Below are 17,282 nucleotides of genomic sequence, written 5' to 3' on the forward strand. Positions count from 1 at the left end.
AACGGCCCAGGCGTACGGCAAAGTCGTCGATGCAGCAGACCGGAACCGGTCGTATCCCACCGCATCTGGCCGAGATCCTGTCGGCAGCCCTTCCGGACGTGGACGCCGGGCTTGACCGCCCCGCACGCCCGGACCGCCGCGCTCTGCCCCGCTCGGTGCCGCGGATGAGGACCAGGACAGGAAGGATCTCAGCAGGTGGAGGGCACGTGGTCGTTCGGGCTGGCCATCCTGGTCGTCGCGGTGGCCGGCCTTGCGGCCGTGCTCTCCAACCGGCTGAGCGAACGCACGCGTGTCCCGGCCCCGGTGTTCTTCCTCGTGGTCGCGGCCGTCGCGGTCGACGTCTTCCCGTCCCTGCGGCGGCTCTCCATGGGAACCGTGCAGGACGTGGTGACCGTCGCCCTGGTGGTGCTGTTGTTCCAGGGCGGTATGGAGATCGGATGGCGGCGCTTCAAGCCGGAGGCGCGGGCCGCCCTCTCGATCGGCGTACTGGGCACGTTCGCCACCGCCGGCCTGCTCGCCGCCGCCGCGCACTATCTGCTGGGTCTCGACTGGCGACCGGCCCTGCTGCTGGGTACGGCGCTGGCACCGACCGATCCCGCCGTCGTCTTCTCCGTGCTCGGCCGCCGGAAGATCACCGGCCGGACAGGGACGCTGATGCCCGGTGAGTCGGGCCTCAACGACCCCGTCGGCATCGCCCTGATGGCCGGGCTGCTGGGCAGCTCGTCCGGATCGGCCCTCACCACCGCCGGTCACACCGCCGTGCTCTTCGCGCAGGAGATGGCCATCGGCGGGGTCATGGGCGTGGCCGGCGGCTGGGCGCTGAAGTGGTTCATCCAGAAGGTGCCGCTGCCCGCCGAGGGGCTGTACCCCCTGCGCACGCTCGCAGGCGCGTTCGCCGTGTACGGGGTGACCGTGGTCGCGCACGGCTCGGGCTTCTTGGCTGTCTTCCTCGCCGGTGTGCTGCTGGGGGATGTCCGCGCCCCGTACAAGAGGGAGATCGAGCGCTTCCACACCGCTCTGGGCAGTCTCGGTGAGATCGTCGCGTTCACGATGCTCGGTCTGACCGTGCCGTTGTGGACCTTCGCCGGGGAAGGGGCGTGGGTGGACGGACTGGTGCTGGCCGTGGTGCTCGCCTTCCTGGTCCGCCCGGTGGTCATGGCCGTGTTGCTGTGGCCGATGAGCCTGACCGTGGGGGAACGGGTGTTCCTGGCCTTCGCCGGACTCAAGGGGGCCGTGCCGGTCCTGCTCGGCAGCTACATCGTCAGCTCCGGCGCCCTGGACGCCGACCGCCTCTACGACGTGATCTTCGTGGTCGTCGTCTTCTCCGTCCTCGTCCAGGGCTCACTGGTGCCCACGGTGGCCCGGGGGTGCCGGGTACCGATGCGGTCCGTGGAACTGGAACCGTGGGCACTCGGCGTCCGGCTGCGGGACAAGCCGGAAGGCGTCTCCCGCCATGTGGTCCAGCGGCACTCCACGGCCGAGGGAAGCAGGGTGGACGAACTCGACATCGGCGAGGACACATGGATCAGCGTGGTCGTTCGGGAGGGCCGCCTGGTCCCGGTGAGCGGATCCACGCAGCTGCGGGCGGGCGACGAGGTGCTGCTGCTGACCGGTGACGACGACGAACGGTGCGCCGGCCTGTTCACCGACGGCTCCACCTGACGGGCTGCAGGCTTCCTTCCCTCCGCGCTCTCCGCCCGCTCCTGGGCGATCTCGCGTCCGAGGACGTGGTTCAGTGCCGTACGGATGACCGCGATGCCTGCTCCAGCGACAAGGTACGTCCGGAACCGGTCGGGCCGGCGGTCACTTGACCGCTGTTCACCCCGCGGCCGAAGGGCTGGAGTCGTAGGCCGGAATCTGTGAAGGCAGCTTGAAGGAGACGCTTCCCGATTTCTCGAATCGCACGGTGAACTCCAGGAAGTCGCCGCCTCGTACCACCTGCCGCAGATCGCGCAGGACGAGATGAGTCTTGCCGGACTCGAGTTCCTGGAGGTCGTCGACGGGGAGGGAGAAACCGCCCGACAGCGGTTCGCCCTGTCCGTCCACCATCTGAACGGAGCGGGCCGCCGGCGTCGAGGCACTCATCAGCCGATCCGTCTCAGGCCCCTTGTTGTAGAGCCACATGTAGACGGGGACATCGTCTCCCGGTCGCCAGGGCCCACCGCGCGGTTCCGCGATGTGCGCGTAGCGGACCAGCACTGAACCGACCTTCGCGTTCTGCCCCGGCGCGTCCCACTGCTGGGGATCGAAGCCCTCGTCCGAACCGCAGCCGGTCAGTGCGAGGACGGCTGAGGTGAGCAGGACCGCGCAGCCACGCGTGGAACCCCTGCGAAACAGTGCCACAGTCACTCTTCCCACGATGTTTGCCCCTCTCGCCTTCGGCTTCGCGACACTTTGCCCGTTCGCGTTCCGACGGCTGACATGGGTTTCACCGCCGTCTGGGAGATAAACGCGGGCTTGTGCGGGTGGAGCGCAGCCGCGACGACATCGACCAAGGGGCTGAGACGGATCGGCTCGGGGATCACGACGGGAGACGCACGTGGCCGGCCTGGCGCTCGGTGATCAGTACCGCGGGGGGCCGTACATCCGTTTCGCTTGGGAACAGGGCGACCGGCCGCCGCCCTGCGAGGCTGCGGCTCTCTGTCAGCCCCCTGCCGGGGGAGAGGGGGTGGGAGCACTCGGAGCGTTGGTCTGGAGGTCCTCCAGGCCCTCGGGAATCTTCAGGGTGAGGATCGGTGACCCCGGTTGCGGGGGCGGCGGGGTTGTCTGCTCCTGGGGCAGCTTGGCTGGGCTGGTCTGCTGCAGATTGACTTGTTCATGATTGACGAGCCCGGTCTTCTCCAGAACGGTGATGTGGTCGAGCACCGTGTCATTGGCCTGGTCGGCAAGCTGGCGTACCAGGCTGTTCCTGGTGTTGGCGCGGATCTTGGCGATGACGGGGAAGATCTGACCGTGCGTGACGCGCATGATGTTCACCGCCAGGGAGTCGAACTCCTTGCCGGTGCTGCCGTCCACGGTGGCCACGAACTGCTGCTGCTGGGGGGAGGCCTGGTTCGGGAGGGTTATGTTCAGCTCCGGGGCGATCTTTCGGCAGGTGGCGTCCAGTCGGCCATGGCCGACGACCAAGTGCTCACCGGCCTCCTTCATCTCCGGCGTCGTACCCCGCTGCATCGTCAGCAAGCCCAGCGGGTGTTCCCACAGCCCGGCTGCGCGGACCTTGGCCACGAAGTCGCGATCGGCTTCTGTGAGGGGCCCATAAGGAGTGTTGGCGATGATCCGGTCGGGCGATGTGGCCGTGTTCTCCACTCCGAGCATCGCCGGGTAGGCCAGTGCGGCGATGGTCAGACCCAGGGCGCCGACGGTGAAGACGCTGCCGGCCTTGGCTCGGGATATGCCCATGGTGCCTCCAGAGATAGGGCGGTTTGATCACAGGGGAGTACGCATGACTGAGCGGGATCCTTCATTGCATCAGGCAAATTTTGCACTTGGTTCTGAACTGAGGGCGCCGAGGCGGCCCGGCTGAGGTGGTTCCAGGCCGGCGCCAGGAGTCGCGGCACCTGCCGGAGCCGGACCGCGGCGACGCAGAGTAGCGACCGTCACGCCGGGGGACCTCCCCGCGGAGCACGGCACTGACCGCGGCAGCCGGCATGCGAGGCCGGTGAACCCGCGCCCTACGAGGCCACTCGCCCGGAGCGGAAGTGCTCGGGCGGCCGGGTGTCAGGCGTGAACGCCCAGGGCACCCCCGGTGGCGGTGTGTCAGCTCGCAGCTCTAACGACTTGTCCGTAATGTCCGCATGGCCTCGCTCTCGAACGGTGGACGTGCCCGGGCAGAGGCGTTCGACGGAACGCCGCCGACGACTCGGAAATGGTGGCTCAGTGAAGCAACGTCATGTCTTCGGCGACACCTTCGCCTTGGAGGCGATCGTCGCCGCCGTGGTCTTCCTCGTGGTCGCCGCCCTGTTCGGCTACGCGCTCGTCATGCGCCGGGCAGCGCGACGGGTGACCCCCTCCGTGCGTGCCGAACGCCCGCGTCTCGAGGCCTACTACGTGGGCGTCCTGGCCGCGTTCGCCGTGTTCCTGGTGGCCTGGACCGCCTGGCAGAACAACCGGGAACACCATCAGACGGCCGAGCGGCCCGTTCGGGTCGACGTCTCGGCCTTCCAGTGGTGCTGGAACTTCAGCTACCCCCAGGCGCCCGACTCGCGCGAGGTCGACGGGACGTGCAGGGGAGACGACCTGCCGACGGTGGTCGTACCGACCGGTCGCCCGGTGGAGTTCCACCTGACCTCCCGTGACGTCATCCACTCGATGTGGATCCCGCACCTGCGCTACAAGATGGACGCCTTCCCCGACCACATGAACACCTTCACCGTCACCCTGGACAAGGAAGGCCGCTGGATGGGCAAGTGTGCCGAGTTCTGCGGCCAGCTCCACTACAAGATGCACTTCTGGCTGAAGGCCGTCTCGCCCGAGGAGTACGACCGCTGGCTGCAGGACGGCGGACAAGGGGCCGCCGCATGACGGTCTCGTCCACCTCGACGAAGGAGGACACCGGCGGGCGGCCGGTGTCCTCGGGCGGATGGCTGGGCTGGGTGACGAGCACCGACCACAAGCGCATCGGCGTGCTGACCATGGGCACCGCTCTGGTGCTGCTCATGGCCATGGGAACCCTCGCCCTGACCATGCGCGCCCAGCTGGCCCAGCCCGAGCAGCATCTGGTGAGCACCCACACCTTCAACCAGCTGTTCACCATCCACGGCTCCGGCATGATCTACATGGTGGTCACCCCGTTCGCGCTCGGGATGGGCGTGTACCTCGTGCCCCTGCAGATCGGGGCCCCCGGAATCGCCATGCCGCGCTCGACACTGCTGGGCTACTGGCTCTACGCGCTCGGCGCCCTGGTCATGCTGTCGGGTTTCGCGACCCCGCTCGGAGCCCACGCCGACGGGTGGTTCTCCTATCCGCCGATGGCCGACAGCGTCAACTCGCCGGGCGTGGGGTCCGATCTGTGGATCGCGGGAGTGTTCCTGTCCACCACCGGCACCATCATCATGGGCTGGACCGTGCTGTGGACCGTGCTGCGCAAACGCACGTACGGCATGACGATGCTGCGCCTTCCGGTGTTCTCCTGGTCGATGATCGCCAGCGCCCTGATGGTGATCGGCGCCTTCCCGGCACTGCTGGCGGCGCTCGTCCTGCTCGCCGCCGGGCGAGCCGACCCGTCGATCTTCGACCACAACGTGTGGAACATCGGATACCAGCACCTGTTCTGGTTCTACGGCCATCCGGTCGTGTACGTCTTGTTCTTCCCGTATCTGGCCGCGGTGGCCGAGGTGCTCGCGGTCTTCTCCGGGCGCCGCTTCTTCGGCTACACGGGCACGGTGCTGTCGTTGCTCGTGTTCGCCGCGCTGTCGATGAGCGTGTGGGGCCACCACATGTTCGCCACCGGCCAGGCGACCAACGACTACTACTCCCTGGCCTCCATCGCGTTGCTCGTCCCCGCGGGCGTGGAGTACTTCGCCATGATCGGCACCATCGTCGGCGGACGGCTGCGACTGGCTCCTCCGATGCTGTTCGCTCTGGCGTTCATCCCACAGTTCCTGATCGGCGGGCTCACCGGCATCATGGTCGGCACACCCGTGATCGACTACCACGTGACCGACAGCTATTTCGTGGTGGCCCATCTGCACTACGTGCTGTTCGCGGGCAGCGCCTTCGGGTTGTTCGCCGGGGTGTACTTCTGGTTCCCGAAGGTGACCGGCGTGATGCTGGGGCACGGGGCGACCCGGCTGCACTTCTGGCTGCTGGTGATCGGCACCAATGTGACCTTCCTGCCCATGTTCGCGCTCGGCTACCTCGGCATGCCGCGCCGGGTCGCCACCTACGCGGCCTTCGAGGGATTCGGCTGGATGAACCTTCTGTCCAGCATCGGCGCGGCCTTCCTCGCCGCTGCGATGGCCGTGTTCGCCGTCAACGTGTTGTGGACCCTGCGCCGACGGACGCTGGGGATCGCGGAGAAGGCCCCGGACGACCCGTGGGGCGGCCACAGCCTGGAATGGGCCACCTCGTCGCCGCCCCCCAGGTTCAACTTCACCCCGGAGCACCCGGTGCCCCCCATCACCAGCTTCGCGCCCCTGCTGGACCTGCGACAGCGCGGGGAGCAGGAGGCCGCGGCAGGCGGGAGCCGGTCGTGAAGCGGCACCTGTCCTTCGTGGTCGTGGCCGGCTGGGGCCTGCTCAACGCCCTGCTCCTCACCGTGCTCGTGGTGTACGGCGAGAACACGATGGTGTACTGGCTGTGGGGCAGCGTCGTCGTGGTGCTGGAACTGGCCGCCCTCCTCGTGCTCGTCTCTTCCCGCGCCGGCCCCGACCAGCACGTCCGCTACCGGGTGCCGGACCGCTCGGCAGGCGCGGTGGCGCCCGCAGCGTTCGGCTTCCTGCTCGTCGCCCTGTCCTTCGTCTACGGCTGGTGGCTGCTGGCCGTGGCAGGCCCTGTGTTGCTGGTGGCCGCGGCACTGGCGGTACGCGGCACGACGGCGCGGGAGGAGTGAGCGCGATGGACCACTCGACCCACGGAACGCACCTGTCGGCCGTGGCCATGATGGCCGTGTCGGGCCTCATGCTGGCCGCGGTGGTGCCCGGCGTCGTCCGGCTCACCCGGCGGGCGCCACTGTGGCAGCGGGTGAGTCTGCCTCCGGGCCTCGCCCTGCCGCTGCTGGTCCTGGTGCACGCGTGGGTGGTCCTCGCCGGCCTGGTGCTCCCCGTGCCCACCGGCGTCACCGCCGCGTCGGAACTGGCCCTGCTCCTGGCCGCCTTCGTGTTCTGGGTGCCCGTCATCGCCCGCACCCGGCACCGCCTCAGTGATCCCGGCCGGTGTCTCTACCTGTTCCTCGCCGCACCGCTGCTGGACATTCCCGCCCTCGGGGTGATCGCGTCGGGGCACCAGGCCGAGGGCCTCGCCATGATCGTCGGCATGCTGCCCCTCGCCATCGCCGCGGCGGTCGTCACCTGGTCGTGGATCCAACGCGAGGAGCGCCAGGCCGTGGACGCCCTGCCCCTCGCGGTGCGCGGTGGTGACCCGGGCGTCCGCTGATCCGGTGATCCGGGCCTCGGGTGTGCTCGTCTTCGACGTCGAGAGATCGCCCCGGCCGGTGCGCCCGCAGGGGCGGAACCCGCCTGCGGGGCGAACCGTCGACCCCCTCAGCCAACCCCTCCGGCTCCCGCCCGCCCAGCGGCTTGCGCTGCTCGATGAGGGAGTTTCCCTCCTGGCGTGTTACCTCGCATGCCTTGCCGCCGGTTCCCACGGAGGCGCCCGAGAAGAATCCCAGGCGGGGCGGGGCCTCGGTGCGTCCCGTCGCTCCCGCCACATCCCGCTGCGGACCCGTCAACGGATTGCCGCGGGCCGGCCCCCGGCCTCGCGTCCCCGGGCCCCGAAGGCCGGGCCGTCGGCCCTCGCCGGTCCTGCCGCCCGCGGCGGTCTCGTCCGTCCGGACTGGAACTCCTCGCTCACGACTCGCCGGTCTCGTCCGCCTCGCCGGGGCCGGCCCGTACGGCTTCGACGCGGCGCCGCTGCCACGATGTGGCGGGCATCTCGACCCGCTCGCCGAAGTACCACCGGCTGAGCGCGTTGCGGAGGCGGTGCTTGCGGAACCAGCGCCAGACCTCCGTGCCGTGTGCCCGTGGTCGTGGCTCGGCGCGCACGAGGATGCGGTAGGCCTCGGCCGACGGAAGCAGCGTGCGTGCCTGCTGGTAGCCACCGTCCGTGTTCTGCCGCACCTCGGCGGTCGCCAGTCCTTCCAGCAGACGTCGGCGGTCGGCGGCCTGCAGCCCCAGGCAGGCTCGTTTCGTGGCGTGGTAGGACAGGAACGGCACCAGGAAGAGGGCGGTGCGGAGGGTGTAGGTGATCACCTCCAGCGGGATGCGGAAGACGAGCGCGATCACGTCCTGCCCGCCGGCCAGGAGCAGGATGGCGTAGGCGGACACGGCGGCGACACCCAGGGCGGTGCGGGTGGGCTGATCGCGCGGGCGGTCGCACAGGTGCTGCTCGGGCATCGGCCCGGTGATCCACCGTTCGAAGAACGGATAGCTGTAGAGGATGACGAACAGGGCGGTCGGCAGCACCACACCGGGCAGGAAGACGTCCCACACGATGGTGTGCCCGGCCACGTCGGTCTCCGCGGCGGGTGTCAGGCGCAGCGCGCCTTCCAGGAAGCCCACGTACCAGTCCGGCTGGGAGTCGATGGAGACCTTGTCGGGCCGGTAGGGACCGAACGTCCAGATCGGGTTGATCTGCATCAGGGCGCCCATCAGCGCGAGGACGCCCCCGACGGTGAACAGCAGGCCGACGGACTTGGCGGTGTACTGCGGGAAGAACGGCTTGCCGATCACATTGCGATTGGTGCGGCCGGGCCGGGCCCACTGGGTGTGCTTGTGGTAGATGACGAAGGTCAGGTGGAGGGCCACGAGGGCCAGGAGCACCCCGGGCAGCAGCAGGATGTGGGCCACGTACAGACGCGGGATGATCTCGTCACCGGGGAACTCGCCGCCGAAGACGAAGAACGACAGGTAGGTCCCGACGATCGGGATCGACAGCATGATGCCCTGGGCCGTGCGCAGGCCGGTCCCCGAAAGCAGGTCGTCGGGGAGCGAGTATCCGCAGAAGCCCTCCAGCAGCGCCAGCATGAACATGGTCACGCCGATCGTCCAGTTCACTTCCCGCGGTCGCCGGAAGGCGCCCGTGAAGAAGACGCGCAGCAGGTGCACGCCGATCGCGGCCACGAACACCAGTGCCCCCCAGTGGTGCATCTGACGGATCAGCAGACCGCCGCGGACGTCGAAGCTGATGTGCATGACGGAGGCGTAGGCCTCCGACGTCATCACGCCCTGTAGGGGTACGTACGAGCCGGTGTACGGGGATTCCGCCATGCTGGGGTCGAAGAAGAAGGTCAGGTAGACACCCGTGACCACGAGGACGACAAGGCTGTACAGGGCGATCTCGCCCAGAAGGAACGACCAGTGGTCGGGGAACGCCTTGCGTAGGAACTCCTTGCCCGCGGAGCCGACCGGCAGGCGCTTGTCGAGCACGCTCACCAGCCGCTCGCCGCGCGTGGCGGACCGGGGCGATCCGTTGTCGTCAGCCACGGGCACCGTGTCTTCGCCCTCCTGTAGCCACTGCGGCGACTGCGCTGCGTGCTCATCCGCCACTGTCCGTTCCGAAGCCTGGCATGGGTCCCCCCGCCGCACATCGCCGAAACGGTGGCGGGGGGACAGGCGGCACGTAGCCATCCCGCGCGAGGGAGAGAGGAAGTGGAGGTGCTTCGAGCCGCCGGCCAGGGATCGGTCCGGTGCCTCAAACGCTGTTGGGCCAGGCGATGGCGCTACGGAGCTCCGCTTCCTGGAGCCCGGTACGGCAGCCGAGTTGCTCCCAGCTGCGCACCGGTGGACCGCAGGTCAGTGCGAGGGCGCTGCTCAGAGCAACGCAAGAAGGTCGTTCGCATCCGGCCTGCGACTGGTTCGACGGCCTGCGCCGGGGGCGGCCGTGCCGTGCCGACCGGAACTCACCATGGGCGAGATGCCACTGGCTCGCCATTGCGAGGCGCTGCGCCCGGCGGTGCCCGGCCGTCTGCAGCGCGGAACCTCGTACACCGAAGCGGTGGCGAGACCATACGCCGGACGGGGGACGATGCTGGAGGCCCATGAGGTCCCGCCCCCCCCCGCGACGGTGGGTCGGTGACGCCCAGCACCGCGGCGGGGGCGTCGCCCTCCCGCCAGGGCGATCGCGTCGAGCGGCGGACCGAGGCCAGTAGCGAGGGCGCAGTACGCCCGCTCAGCATTCCGTCATGGCACGCCGAAGGAAGGCACAGGATCGGCTGAGCAGCCGGGACACCTGCATCTGGGACACGCCCACGATGGCCGCGACTTCCCGCTGGGTGTGCGCATCGAGGAAGTAGAGCTTCAGTACGCGACGCTCGCGGTCGGACAGCTCGGTGATGAGGGAGTTCAACGCCACGACATCGGTGACGTGATCGAGGGCCGGGTCGTCGGCGCCCAGGGTGTCGGCAAGGGACAGGTTCCTCGCCGGGCCGCGCTGCTCGTCGATGGAGACGGGGTTGCGCGCCTGGTCGGCCCGGAGCGCCAGTCTGAGCTCCGACTCGGAGATGCCGGCCACGCGCTGCAACTCGTGCATGCTGTCACCTTGGGAGTGCCCGGTCCGGCTGACCTCTTCCTGGGCGAGGCGGACCCGGCGGTGCCTTTCCTGCACACGGCGGGGTACGTGCACTTCCCACGTGTGGTCACGGAGGTGCCGTTTCAGCTCGCCGTCGATGGTGGGAACGGCGTACGACAAGAAGGCGTGACCACGTTCGGGGTCGAAGCGGTCGACCGCCTTGACCAGACCGAGACAGGCCACCTGGTAGAGGTCTTCGCGACTGTCGATCGGTGAGCCGTAGCGACGGGCCATCCGCCGGGCGACCGGAAGGAAGGCTCTGATCACGGCCTCTCGCAGTTCCGCCCGCTCCGGACCCGGGGGACAGGCGGCCATCCGACGGACGAGTTCTTCCTCGGTTGCCTGGTGAGTCTGGGTCGTGAACATGGCATATCCCGCTTCCTGCACGACGGAGGCGATGCCGGGGCTTGCGAGCACCTCGGGCTGTTCCTCTGGCACGACCCGGGTGCCCCACCTTATTTGCTCTATGCAAAATAGCGGGGGATTCCGGGTGTGCACCGGGTACTCCCAGGGCCCGTAAGCACCAGCCGATGCGAAGGGCGGGGACATGGAACATCACGCACAACCGGCGGCCTGGGTGGAGGCGCTCGGCTGGACGAGCCTTGCCGTAGCGTTCGCCGGCGCCCTGTTCATCACCGTCGACATCTTCGGCCGTGGTTACCGCCAGAAGATGTGGATCATGAATCTGGTCTACCCGATCACCGCGCTGTACTGGGGACCCGTCGCAGTGTGGTTCTACGTGGTCCACGGGCGGCGGAACTCCCAGCCGGTCCTGGAGAAGCGGGGAGCGCCGGATCCCGAGCGGATGCCCAGGTGGAATGTGCTCTCCAAGGCGATCAGCCACTGCGGTGCCGGCTGCACCCTGGGCGACATCGCCGCTGAGTGGCTGGTGTTCGCCACCGGCCTGACGATCGCCGGCAAGGCGCTCTACGCCGACTTCGCGCTCGACTTCGTCTTCGCCTGGGTCCTGGGCGTGGTCTTCCAGTACTTCACCATTGTGCCGATGCGGAAAATCGGCCGTGCGAGGGGGATCTGGGCCGCGGTCAAGGCGGACACGCTGTCCATCATCGCTTTCCAGGTCGGCCTGTTCCTGGGGATGTGGATCTACCAGGAACTGTTCTTCGCGCCCGGGCTTCCCAAGACGACGGCGACCTATTGGATGCTGATGCAGGTGTCGATGGTGTTCGGGTTCTTCACGGCCTGGCCGGTCAATGCCTGGCTGGTCCGCAAGGGCTGGAAGGAGAAGATGTAGGCCGGGCCGCGCCGGCACCGCGAGCCCGTGCGGGACCAGGGAGCCCAGGCCGAGCGACTCGCCCGTGCGGCACGCCGGGTTCCGCGGTGAAGAGTCGACCTCGTGCGCAGAATGAGCAGGCCGCGGCGGTACACGTCGGTCGATCGGCTCATCAGGAGACCAGCGACATGCGTGTCCGGTACCTGGCACACGGGGTGCGGGCCTTGCTCCGCAACAACGGGCAGCCTACGGGTTCTCGGGTTCGATCACTGTCGCCCTGGGCCTCCTGAACGTCGAGGCCAAGGTGCCCGGAACAGCGCATCTCCTCTACTTCGCGTACTTCGCGCTGGGCGCGGCCGTCGCGTTCAGCGTGCTCGAACTACTGGCGTCGAGAAGCTTCCGCAGGCCGCTGGAGAAGGAACCGAGCGTCACGGCGCTGGGCGTCTCGCTCAGCCTGGTCTCCGTGGGCTCTTCGGCGGTGCAGGCCTGGGGCGGCCGCACACTTCGTCCGGGGCGTGCTCGCCTGGCCGGTGACCGCCTTCCTGGTGTCCGTCGTCTACTGCGCGGTGGCGGGGATGGAACCGGGCCTGGCCCAGCGGGCCCAGGACTCGTCGTCACACGGCGACGAGACACAGCGGGAGACCGAGACGGAGGAGCGGGAAAGCCGCAGTGGTCACGAGGAGGAGTAGGGGCCCCGTGCACCATGGGAGCCACGTCCTCCGGCCCAGCCGGGGGCGGCCGCTTTCCGTGCCGGGTGAACAGGTGTCGACGTCCGTCGCCGGGCGGCCGCGGAATGGGCCGCGCGCAGTGAGCTCCGGTGGCTGAGCCAGCCGGTCGGTTCACCGGGGCCCGGGGTCGCGCACCGGCACCCCTACCCCGGTGCCGCGAGCAGGATGCGCAAGGCAGGGGTCGGGGGGGGGAGGGCTGGTCGGAGGTGACGGCGGCAGCCGGCTCGGCGAGTCGCCCGACTGGCTCATCACGTCGGCGGCGTCGCAGAACACGGTGAATGTGGCAGCGGCAGGGAGCCGAGCCGGCGCTTGCCTGCGCGCAAGGGACCCAGGGAGGCGGCGCTTGCCCGCGCAGCGGCTGCCTCCCTGCGGAACGCGCGACCGCCCCCTGGGCCTGCGCGTATGCCCCTGAAAGCACTGAAACAGCCCGGCACGAGCCGGTTTATGGGCCGATGGGGGGAGGGACCCAGAGGCGCACTGTCCGCATGAACCGACCAGGAGACGTCCATGAATCAAGTCGCTGACTACGTGCTGCAACGTCTGGCCGAGTGGGGTGTGCGGCGGGTCTACGGCTATCCGGGCGATGGGATCAACGGACTGCTGGGTGCTTTCGACCGGGCCAAGGGTGAGCCGGAGTTCATTCAGGCGCGGCATGAGGAGATGGCCGCGTTCATGGCGTGCGCGCATGCCAAGTTCACCGGTGAGGTGGGCTGCTGTGTCGCCACGTCGGGGCCGGGCGCCGTCCACCTCCTCAATGGTCTGTACGACGCCAAGCTGGACCATCAGCCCGTCGTCGCCGTGGTGGGCCAGCAGAAGCGGCTGTCCCTCGGCACGCACTACCAGCAGGAGGTGGATCTCGAACGCCTGTTTGCCGACGTGTCCGAGTTCTGCCAGATGGTGGTGCACCCGGGGCAGGCCCGGCACGTCATCGACCGGGCCTTCAAGACCGCGCTGACCACGCGCGGGGTCGCCACGATCATCATCCCGAACGACATCCAGGAGGAGGATGCCCAGCCCTCGCCGCCGAAGAAGCACGGCTCGGTGTTCTCCAGCGTCGGCTGGAGCCGCCCGCGCGTCCTGCCCGACCCGGACGAGGTGCGCAAGGCCGCCGACATCCTCAACGAGGGAAGCAAGGTCGCCATGCTCGTCGGGCAGGGCGCCGCCCGCGCGTCGGCCGAGGTGGTCGAGGTGGCCGAACTGCTCGGCGCGGGTGTGGCCAAGGCCCTGCTCGGCCGTGAGGTGCTGCCCGACGACCTGACCTTCGTCACCGGCCCCATCGGCCTGCTCGGCAGCAAGGCCAGCGACGACATGATCCGCGGCTGCGACACCCTCTTCATGATCGGCAGCAGCTTCCCGTACTCCGAGTGGCTCCCGGACGAGGGGCAGGCACGAGGTGTGGAGATCGACATCGACGGGCGCATGATCGGCATCCGCTACCCGATGGAAGCGCATCTGGTGGGTGACTCCAAGGAGACCCTGAAGGCGCTCATCCCTCTGCTGCGGCGCAAGGAGGACCGCGGCTGGCGGGAGAAGATCGAAAAGAACGTCGTCGAATGGAACGACCTGTGTGAGCGGTGGGCCGCCCAGCACTTCGACGGCACCATCAATCCGCAGGCCGTCGCGTCCGAACTCTCGAAGAGGCTGCCGGACGACGCCATCCTGACCGCCGACTCGGGCTCGGGCACCAACTGGTGGGCCCGCAACATCAAACTCCGGGAAGGCATGCGAGCCTCGCTGTCCGGCACCCTGGCCACGATGGGGCCGGGCACGCCGTACGCCATCGCGGCGCGGTTCGCCTACCCGGACCGCCCGGTGATCGCCTTCGTGGGCGACGGGGCCTTCCAGATGAACGGTATGAACGAGATGATCACCGTCAAGCGGTACCTCGACCGGCTGTCCGGCCCGGCACCGTTCGTCTTCTGCGTGTTCAACAACCAGGACCTCAACCAGGTCACCTGGGAACAGCGCGCCATGTCCGGTGACCCCAAGTACCCCGGATCGCAGACCATCCCCGACATCCCCTACGCGGCCTACGCTCAGCTGATCGGCCTCAAGGGCATCGTGTGCGACGACCCGGCGAACATCGGTGCCGCCTGGGACGAGGCGCTGGCCTCCGAGGTCCCGGTCGTGCTCGAGTTCAAGGTCGATGCGGAGATCGCCCCGATCCCGCCGCACATCATGGCCGAGCAGGGCAAGAAGGCCGCCAAGGCCGCTCTGCACGACCCCGAGAGGGCGGGAATCACGGCCAAGGGCGTACGCCAGAAGGTGACGCAGTACGCCGAGCACCTGCCGGGCCGGGGGAAGTCATGACGGACAAGCGCGGTAAGACCGAGGTCGTCGTCGTGACGGGGGCGAGCGGCGGCGTCGGCCGGGCCACGGCCCGGGCCTTCGCCGCCCGCGGCGCCTCCGTCGCGCTGCTCGCCCGCGGCGAGGAGGGCCTGGAGGGCGCCGCCCGTGACGTGCGCGAAGCGGGTGGCCGCGCGCTGCCCCTGGTGGTCGACGTCGCGGATGCCGAGGCCGTCGACGCTGCGGCGGAACGGGTCGAGGCGGAACTCGGCCCGATCGACGTGTGGGTGAACGCCGCCTTCTCGACCGTCTTCGCCACGATTACCGAGGTCAAGCCGGAGGAGTTCCGGCGGGCCACCGAGGTGACCTACTTCGGTTTCGTGCACGGCACCCAGGCGGCCCTGCGCCGGATGATGCCGCGCGACCGGGGCACCATCGTGCAGGTCGGCTCGGCGCTGGCGTACCGCAGTGTCCCGCTGCAGTCCGTCTACTGCGGTGCCAAAAGCGCCATCCGGGGCTTCACCGAGTCCCTGCGGTGCGAGCTGTTGCACGATCGCAGTGGCGTGCGCGTCACCATGGTGCAGCTGCCCGGCCTGAACACCCCGCAGTTCAGCTGGGTACTGTCCCGGTTGTCCCGGCACCCGCGGCCGGTGTCTCCCGTCTACCAGCCGGAGGTCGCCGCCCGGGGCGTCCTCTACGCGGCCGACCACGCGGCGCGGCGTGAGCACTGGGTGGGCGGCTCCACCGTCGCCACCCTGCTCGGGCAGCGCTTCGCCGCCGGACTGCTGGACCGCTACCTTGCACGAACGGCGTACGACTCGCAGCAGACGGACGATCCCGTCGACCCGTCCCGCCCGGTCAACCTCTGGGAACCCGTCGACAGCGCGGCCGGACGCGACCACGGCGCGCACGGCGTCTTCGACGACGAGGCCCACGAGCACAGCGTGCAGTTGTGGCTGTCACGTCACCGCAGGCCGATCGCACTGGGCGCGGCCCTGGCCGGCGGCGTCGGCTCGGCGCTCGCCGCCGGACTGCGGCAGCAGCCTCACAAGGGCAGGACCGAGGCGTCGTTGAGCCGGACGGCGCACTCCAGCAGCAAGGCGTGGACGAACGCCTGGGGCAGGTTGCCGCGCAGCTGGCGCTGACGTACGTCGTACTCCTCCGCGAACAGCCCGGGCGGTCCACAGGCCGTCCGGGTACGTTCGAACCAGCGGAAGGCGCCGACGCGGTCACCGAGGTGGTGCGTGGCCAGCGCCATGTGGAACCCGCACAGCAGGAAGGCGCCCTCGGCTTCGCCGAGCGGCTTTCCCGGGTGCTCGAAACGGTAGAGATAGCCGTCCTGGGCGAGCCGCTCCTCGATGCGGGCGCGGGTGAGCCCGGTACTGGGATCGTCGGCGGCCATGCACCCGCGTGCCAGCGGCACCAGCAGAGCCGCCTCCGGGCCGTCGTCGTCGGCCGCGCGGCGCCAGTACCCGTCCGGGTGCAGGCAGCGCCGGCGGGTCTCGGCCAGGACGGACTCGGCGATCTCGGCCCCCCGTCGGCCCTGTGTGCCGGGCAGGACGTCCGCGATCCGGCGCAGTCCGCAGACCACACTGAGCCGCGAATGCGTCCACCACCGTTCTTCCAGCTCCCACAGGCCGGCATCGGGCTCCCGCCACCGGCGCTCCACGGCGTCGACCGCGACGCGCACCGCATCCAGCGCGTCCTTGGTCAGCCGGTCGTGGCGGGCGGCGGCCGCGAACAACTGCAGGGCTTCGCCGAAGGTGTCGAGCTGGAACTGCGAGGCCGCCTTGTTGCCGATCCGGTCGGCACCACCCGGATAGCCGGGCAGTGACAGAGGGCTCTCCTTCGGCATCGGCTCCCCGGTGACCGTGTAGGCGGGGTGCACGCCGTCACCGTCGGCGAGGATGCGGCCGGCGGTGAACTCCACGGCGGTGTCCAGGAGCTCGTGAGGCCCGTGCGCGGCGACGGCGAGGCCCGCGTAGCACTGGTCCCGCAGCCAGGTGTAGCGGTAGTCGTAGCTGCGCCCGGAGTTGGCCCGCTCCGGCAGGGACGTGGTGGCGGCGGCGACCATGCCGCCCGAGCTGCTGGTCAGCCCGCGCAGCACCGCGTACGCGTGCCGGGCGTCGCGTGGGGCGGCGAGAGCAGAGCAGTCCGGGACGGCGCGTCGCCACTCCTGCTCGGTGCGGGCCCAGAGCTCGTCCGGATTGAGCCGCTGCCCGGTGGGAGCGGTGGACAGCTCCATCACGAGGTCGTGCTGTTCGCCGTTTTCCAGGCGGAAGTCGCCGCGCAACCCGGCCCGGGGATCCCACGTGGCTCGCGGTGCGCCCAGGAGCCGCATCCGCAGCCCGCCGCCCGTCGCCGTCCAGACACCGTCTTCCAGGCGGGGTTCCCGCAGGTGCCGCGTGCCGAAGCCGGGACGCGGGTCGAGTTCCATCCGCGTGCGCGCCGCACCCCTGATGACCCGCATCCTGCGGAGCAGGACGAGACGGTCGGGCGAGGCCGGCACGGCCAGGGCGTCACGGCACTCGATCACGGAGTCCGCGCTCACCCACCGGTGCACCCGGATGAGCGTGCCCTCCTGGTACGTGCCGCCCCATACGTGCCAGGGATCCACGGGCGTCCACGCGAAGTGTCCGCTGCCCCCGATCAGCGCCGAGAAGACCGCGTCGCTGTGCCAGCGCGGCGCACAGAGCCACACGACCCTGCCCTCCGGATCCACGACGGCGCCACGCTCGCCGTCCGCGAGCACGGAGTACTCCCGCAGGACGCGGGGAGGGCTGGGCACATCAAACATCTGCGATCGCCTTCGG

At 69.6% G+C, this 17,282-nt stretch carries 15 protein-coding genes; 9 read left to right on the forward strand and 6 right to left on the reverse strand.

Features of this window, described 5'->3' with window-relative positions:
- Positions 1-195 precede the first annotated feature (195 nt).
- Entirely contained in the window at positions 196-1,662 is a 1,467-nt protein-coding gene (locus A4E84_RS36865; protein ID WP_062930703.1) for a cation:proton antiporter domain-containing protein, read from the forward strand.
- Between the two features lie 156 nt (positions 1,663-1,818).
- Here the strand turns inward: A4E84_RS36865 and A4E84_RS36870 are convergent, their stop codons facing one another.
- Both A4E84_RS36870 and A4E84_RS36875 read right to left on the reverse strand, forming a co-directional pair.
- Complete coding sequence (locus A4E84_RS36870) at positions 1,819-2,349, reverse strand: copper chaperone PCu(A)C (protein ID WP_237305065.1); 531 nt, start codon at positions 2,347-2,349, stop codon at positions 1,819-1,821.
- Between the two features lie 294 nt (positions 2,350-2,643).
- Positions 2,644-3,399 carry a DUF4142 domain-containing protein gene (locus tag A4E84_RS36875; protein WP_062930705.1) on the reverse strand — a complete coding sequence of 252 codons (756 nt, stop codon included), beginning with the start codon at positions 3,397-3,399 and terminating at the stop codon, positions 2,644-2,646.
- 477 nt (positions 3,400-3,876) lie between these two features.
- Here A4E84_RS36875 and coxB point away from each other — a divergent pair, with 477 nt between their 5' ends.
- Genes coxB through A4E84_RS45015 form a run of 4 tightly spaced genes read left to right on the forward strand, consistent with a single transcriptional unit; the run spans position 3,877 to position 7,092 of the window.
- Positions 3,877-4,521: a cytochrome c oxidase subunit II gene (gene coxB / locus A4E84_RS36880; protein ID WP_062930706.1), complete on the forward strand. Its 645-nt coding sequence runs from the start codon at positions 3,877-3,879 to the stop codon at positions 4,519-4,521.
- Positions 4,518-6,194: a cytochrome c oxidase subunit I gene (locus A4E84_RS36885; protein ID WP_062930707.1), complete on the forward strand. Its 1,677-nt coding sequence runs from the start codon at positions 4,518-4,520 to the stop codon at positions 6,192-6,194. The genes coxB and A4E84_RS36885 overlap by 4 nt, the downstream gene beginning before the upstream one ends.
- On the forward strand, positions 6,191-6,550 hold the full coding sequence (locus tag A4E84_RS36890) for a hypothetical protein (protein WP_062930708.1): 360 nt from the start codon (positions 6,191-6,193) through the stop codon (positions 6,548-6,550). Before A4E84_RS36885 ends, A4E84_RS36890 begins: the two co-directional genes overlap by 4 nt.
- Before the next feature lie 5 nt (positions 6,551-6,555).
- A complete protein-coding gene (locus tag A4E84_RS45015; protein WP_237305066.1) occupies positions 6,556-7,092 on the forward strand; it encodes a hypothetical protein in 537 nt (178 codons plus the stop codon).
- A 413-nt stretch (positions 7,093-7,505) separates the two neighbouring features.
- Here A4E84_RS45015 and qcrB read toward each other — a convergent pair whose 3' ends face one another.
- Positions 7,506-9,140, reverse strand: a complete 1,635-nt coding sequence (gene qcrB, locus A4E84_RS36900; protein WP_237305067.1) for a cytochrome bc1 complex cytochrome b subunit — start codon at positions 9,138-9,140, stop codon at positions 7,506-7,508.
- 685 nt (positions 9,141-9,825) lie between these two features.
- Entirely contained in the window at positions 9,826-10,722 is an 897-nt protein-coding gene (locus tag A4E84_RS36905; RefSeq protein WP_237305068.1) for a sigma-70 family RNA polymerase sigma factor, read from the reverse strand.
- Positions 10,723-10,771: 49 nt separating this feature from the next.
- On the opposite strand from A4E84_RS36905, the gene A4E84_RS36910 reads away from it, so the two are divergent.
- Entirely contained in the window at positions 10,772-11,476 is a 705-nt protein-coding gene (locus tag A4E84_RS36910; protein ID WP_062930710.1) for a DUF4396 domain-containing protein, read from the forward strand.
- Between the two features lie 306 nt (positions 11,477-11,782).
- Here the strand turns inward: A4E84_RS36910 and A4E84_RS43155 are convergent, their stop codons facing one another.
- Positions 11,783-11,956, reverse strand: coding sequence for a hypothetical protein (locus tag A4E84_RS43155; RefSeq protein ID WP_159029670.1), 174 nt, complete (start codon positions 11,954-11,956; stop codon positions 11,783-11,785).
- A 14-nt stretch (positions 11,957-11,970) separates the two neighbouring features.
- Between A4E84_RS43155 and A4E84_RS43160 the strand changes: the two genes are divergently transcribed.
- From A4E84_RS43160 to A4E84_RS36920, 3 genes are all read left to right on the forward strand, one after another.
- Positions 11,971-12,144 carry a hypothetical protein gene (locus A4E84_RS43160; RefSeq protein ID WP_159029671.1) on the forward strand — a complete coding sequence of 58 codons (174 nt, stop codon included), beginning with the start codon at positions 11,971-11,973 and terminating at the stop codon, positions 12,142-12,144.
- Positions 12,145-12,690: 546 nt separating this feature from the next.
- On the forward strand, positions 12,691-14,493 hold the full coding sequence (locus A4E84_RS36915) for a thiamine pyrophosphate-requiring protein (protein ID WP_062930711.1): 1,803 nt from the start codon (positions 12,691-12,693) through the stop codon (positions 14,491-14,493).
- A complete protein-coding gene (locus A4E84_RS36920; protein ID WP_062930712.1) occupies positions 14,490-15,614 on the forward strand; it encodes an SDR family oxidoreductase in 1,125 nt (374 codons plus the stop codon). Before A4E84_RS36915 ends, A4E84_RS36920 begins: the two co-directional genes overlap by 4 nt.
- On the opposite strand, the gene A4E84_RS36925 is transcribed toward A4E84_RS36920, so the two are convergent.
- Positions 15,515-17,266 (reverse strand): glycoside hydrolase family 15 protein, encoded by a 1,752-nt coding sequence (locus tag A4E84_RS36925; RefSeq protein ID WP_418082245.1) that lies wholly within the window; start codon positions 17,264-17,266, stop codon positions 15,515-15,517. The two genes, A4E84_RS36920 and A4E84_RS36925, sit on opposite strands and share 100 nt — an antisense overlap.
- Positions 17,267-17,282 lie beyond the last annotated feature (16 nt).

Source organism: Streptomyces qaidamensis (assembly GCF_001611795.1).
Taxonomy (GTDB): domain Bacteria; phylum Actinomycetota; class Actinomycetes; order Streptomycetales; family Streptomycetaceae; genus Streptomyces; species Streptomyces qaidamensis.

Excerpts from the sequence above, each read along its gene's own strand:
- A4E84_RS36875 (WP_062930705.1), bottom strand. The coding sequence starts at position 3,399 with ATGGGCATATCCCGAGCCAAGGCCGGCAGCGTCTTCACCGTCGGCGCC.
- A4E84_RS36885 (WP_062930707.1), top strand. The coding sequence starts at position 4,518 with ATGACGGTCTCGTCCACCTCGACGAAGGAGGACACCGGCGGGCGGCCG.
- A4E84_RS45015 (WP_237305066.1), top strand. The coding sequence starts at position 6,556 with ATGGACCACTCGACCCACGGAACGCACCTGTCGGCCGTGGCCATGATG.
- A4E84_RS36910 (WP_062930710.1), top strand. The coding sequence starts at position 10,772 with ATGGAACATCACGCACAACCGGCGGCCTGGGTGGAGGCGCTCGGCTGG.
- A4E84_RS36915 (WP_062930711.1), top strand. The coding sequence starts at position 12,691 with ATGAATCAAGTCGCTGACTACGTGCTGCAACGTCTGGCCGAGTGGGGT.
- A4E84_RS36920 (WP_062930712.1), top strand. The coding sequence starts at position 14,490 with ATGACGGACAAGCGCGGTAAGACCGAGGTCGTCGTCGTGACGGGGGCG.
- A4E84_RS36925 (WP_418082245.1), bottom strand. The coding sequence starts at position 17,266 with ATGTTTGATGTGCCCAGCCCTCCCCGCGTCCTGCGGGAGTACTCCGTG.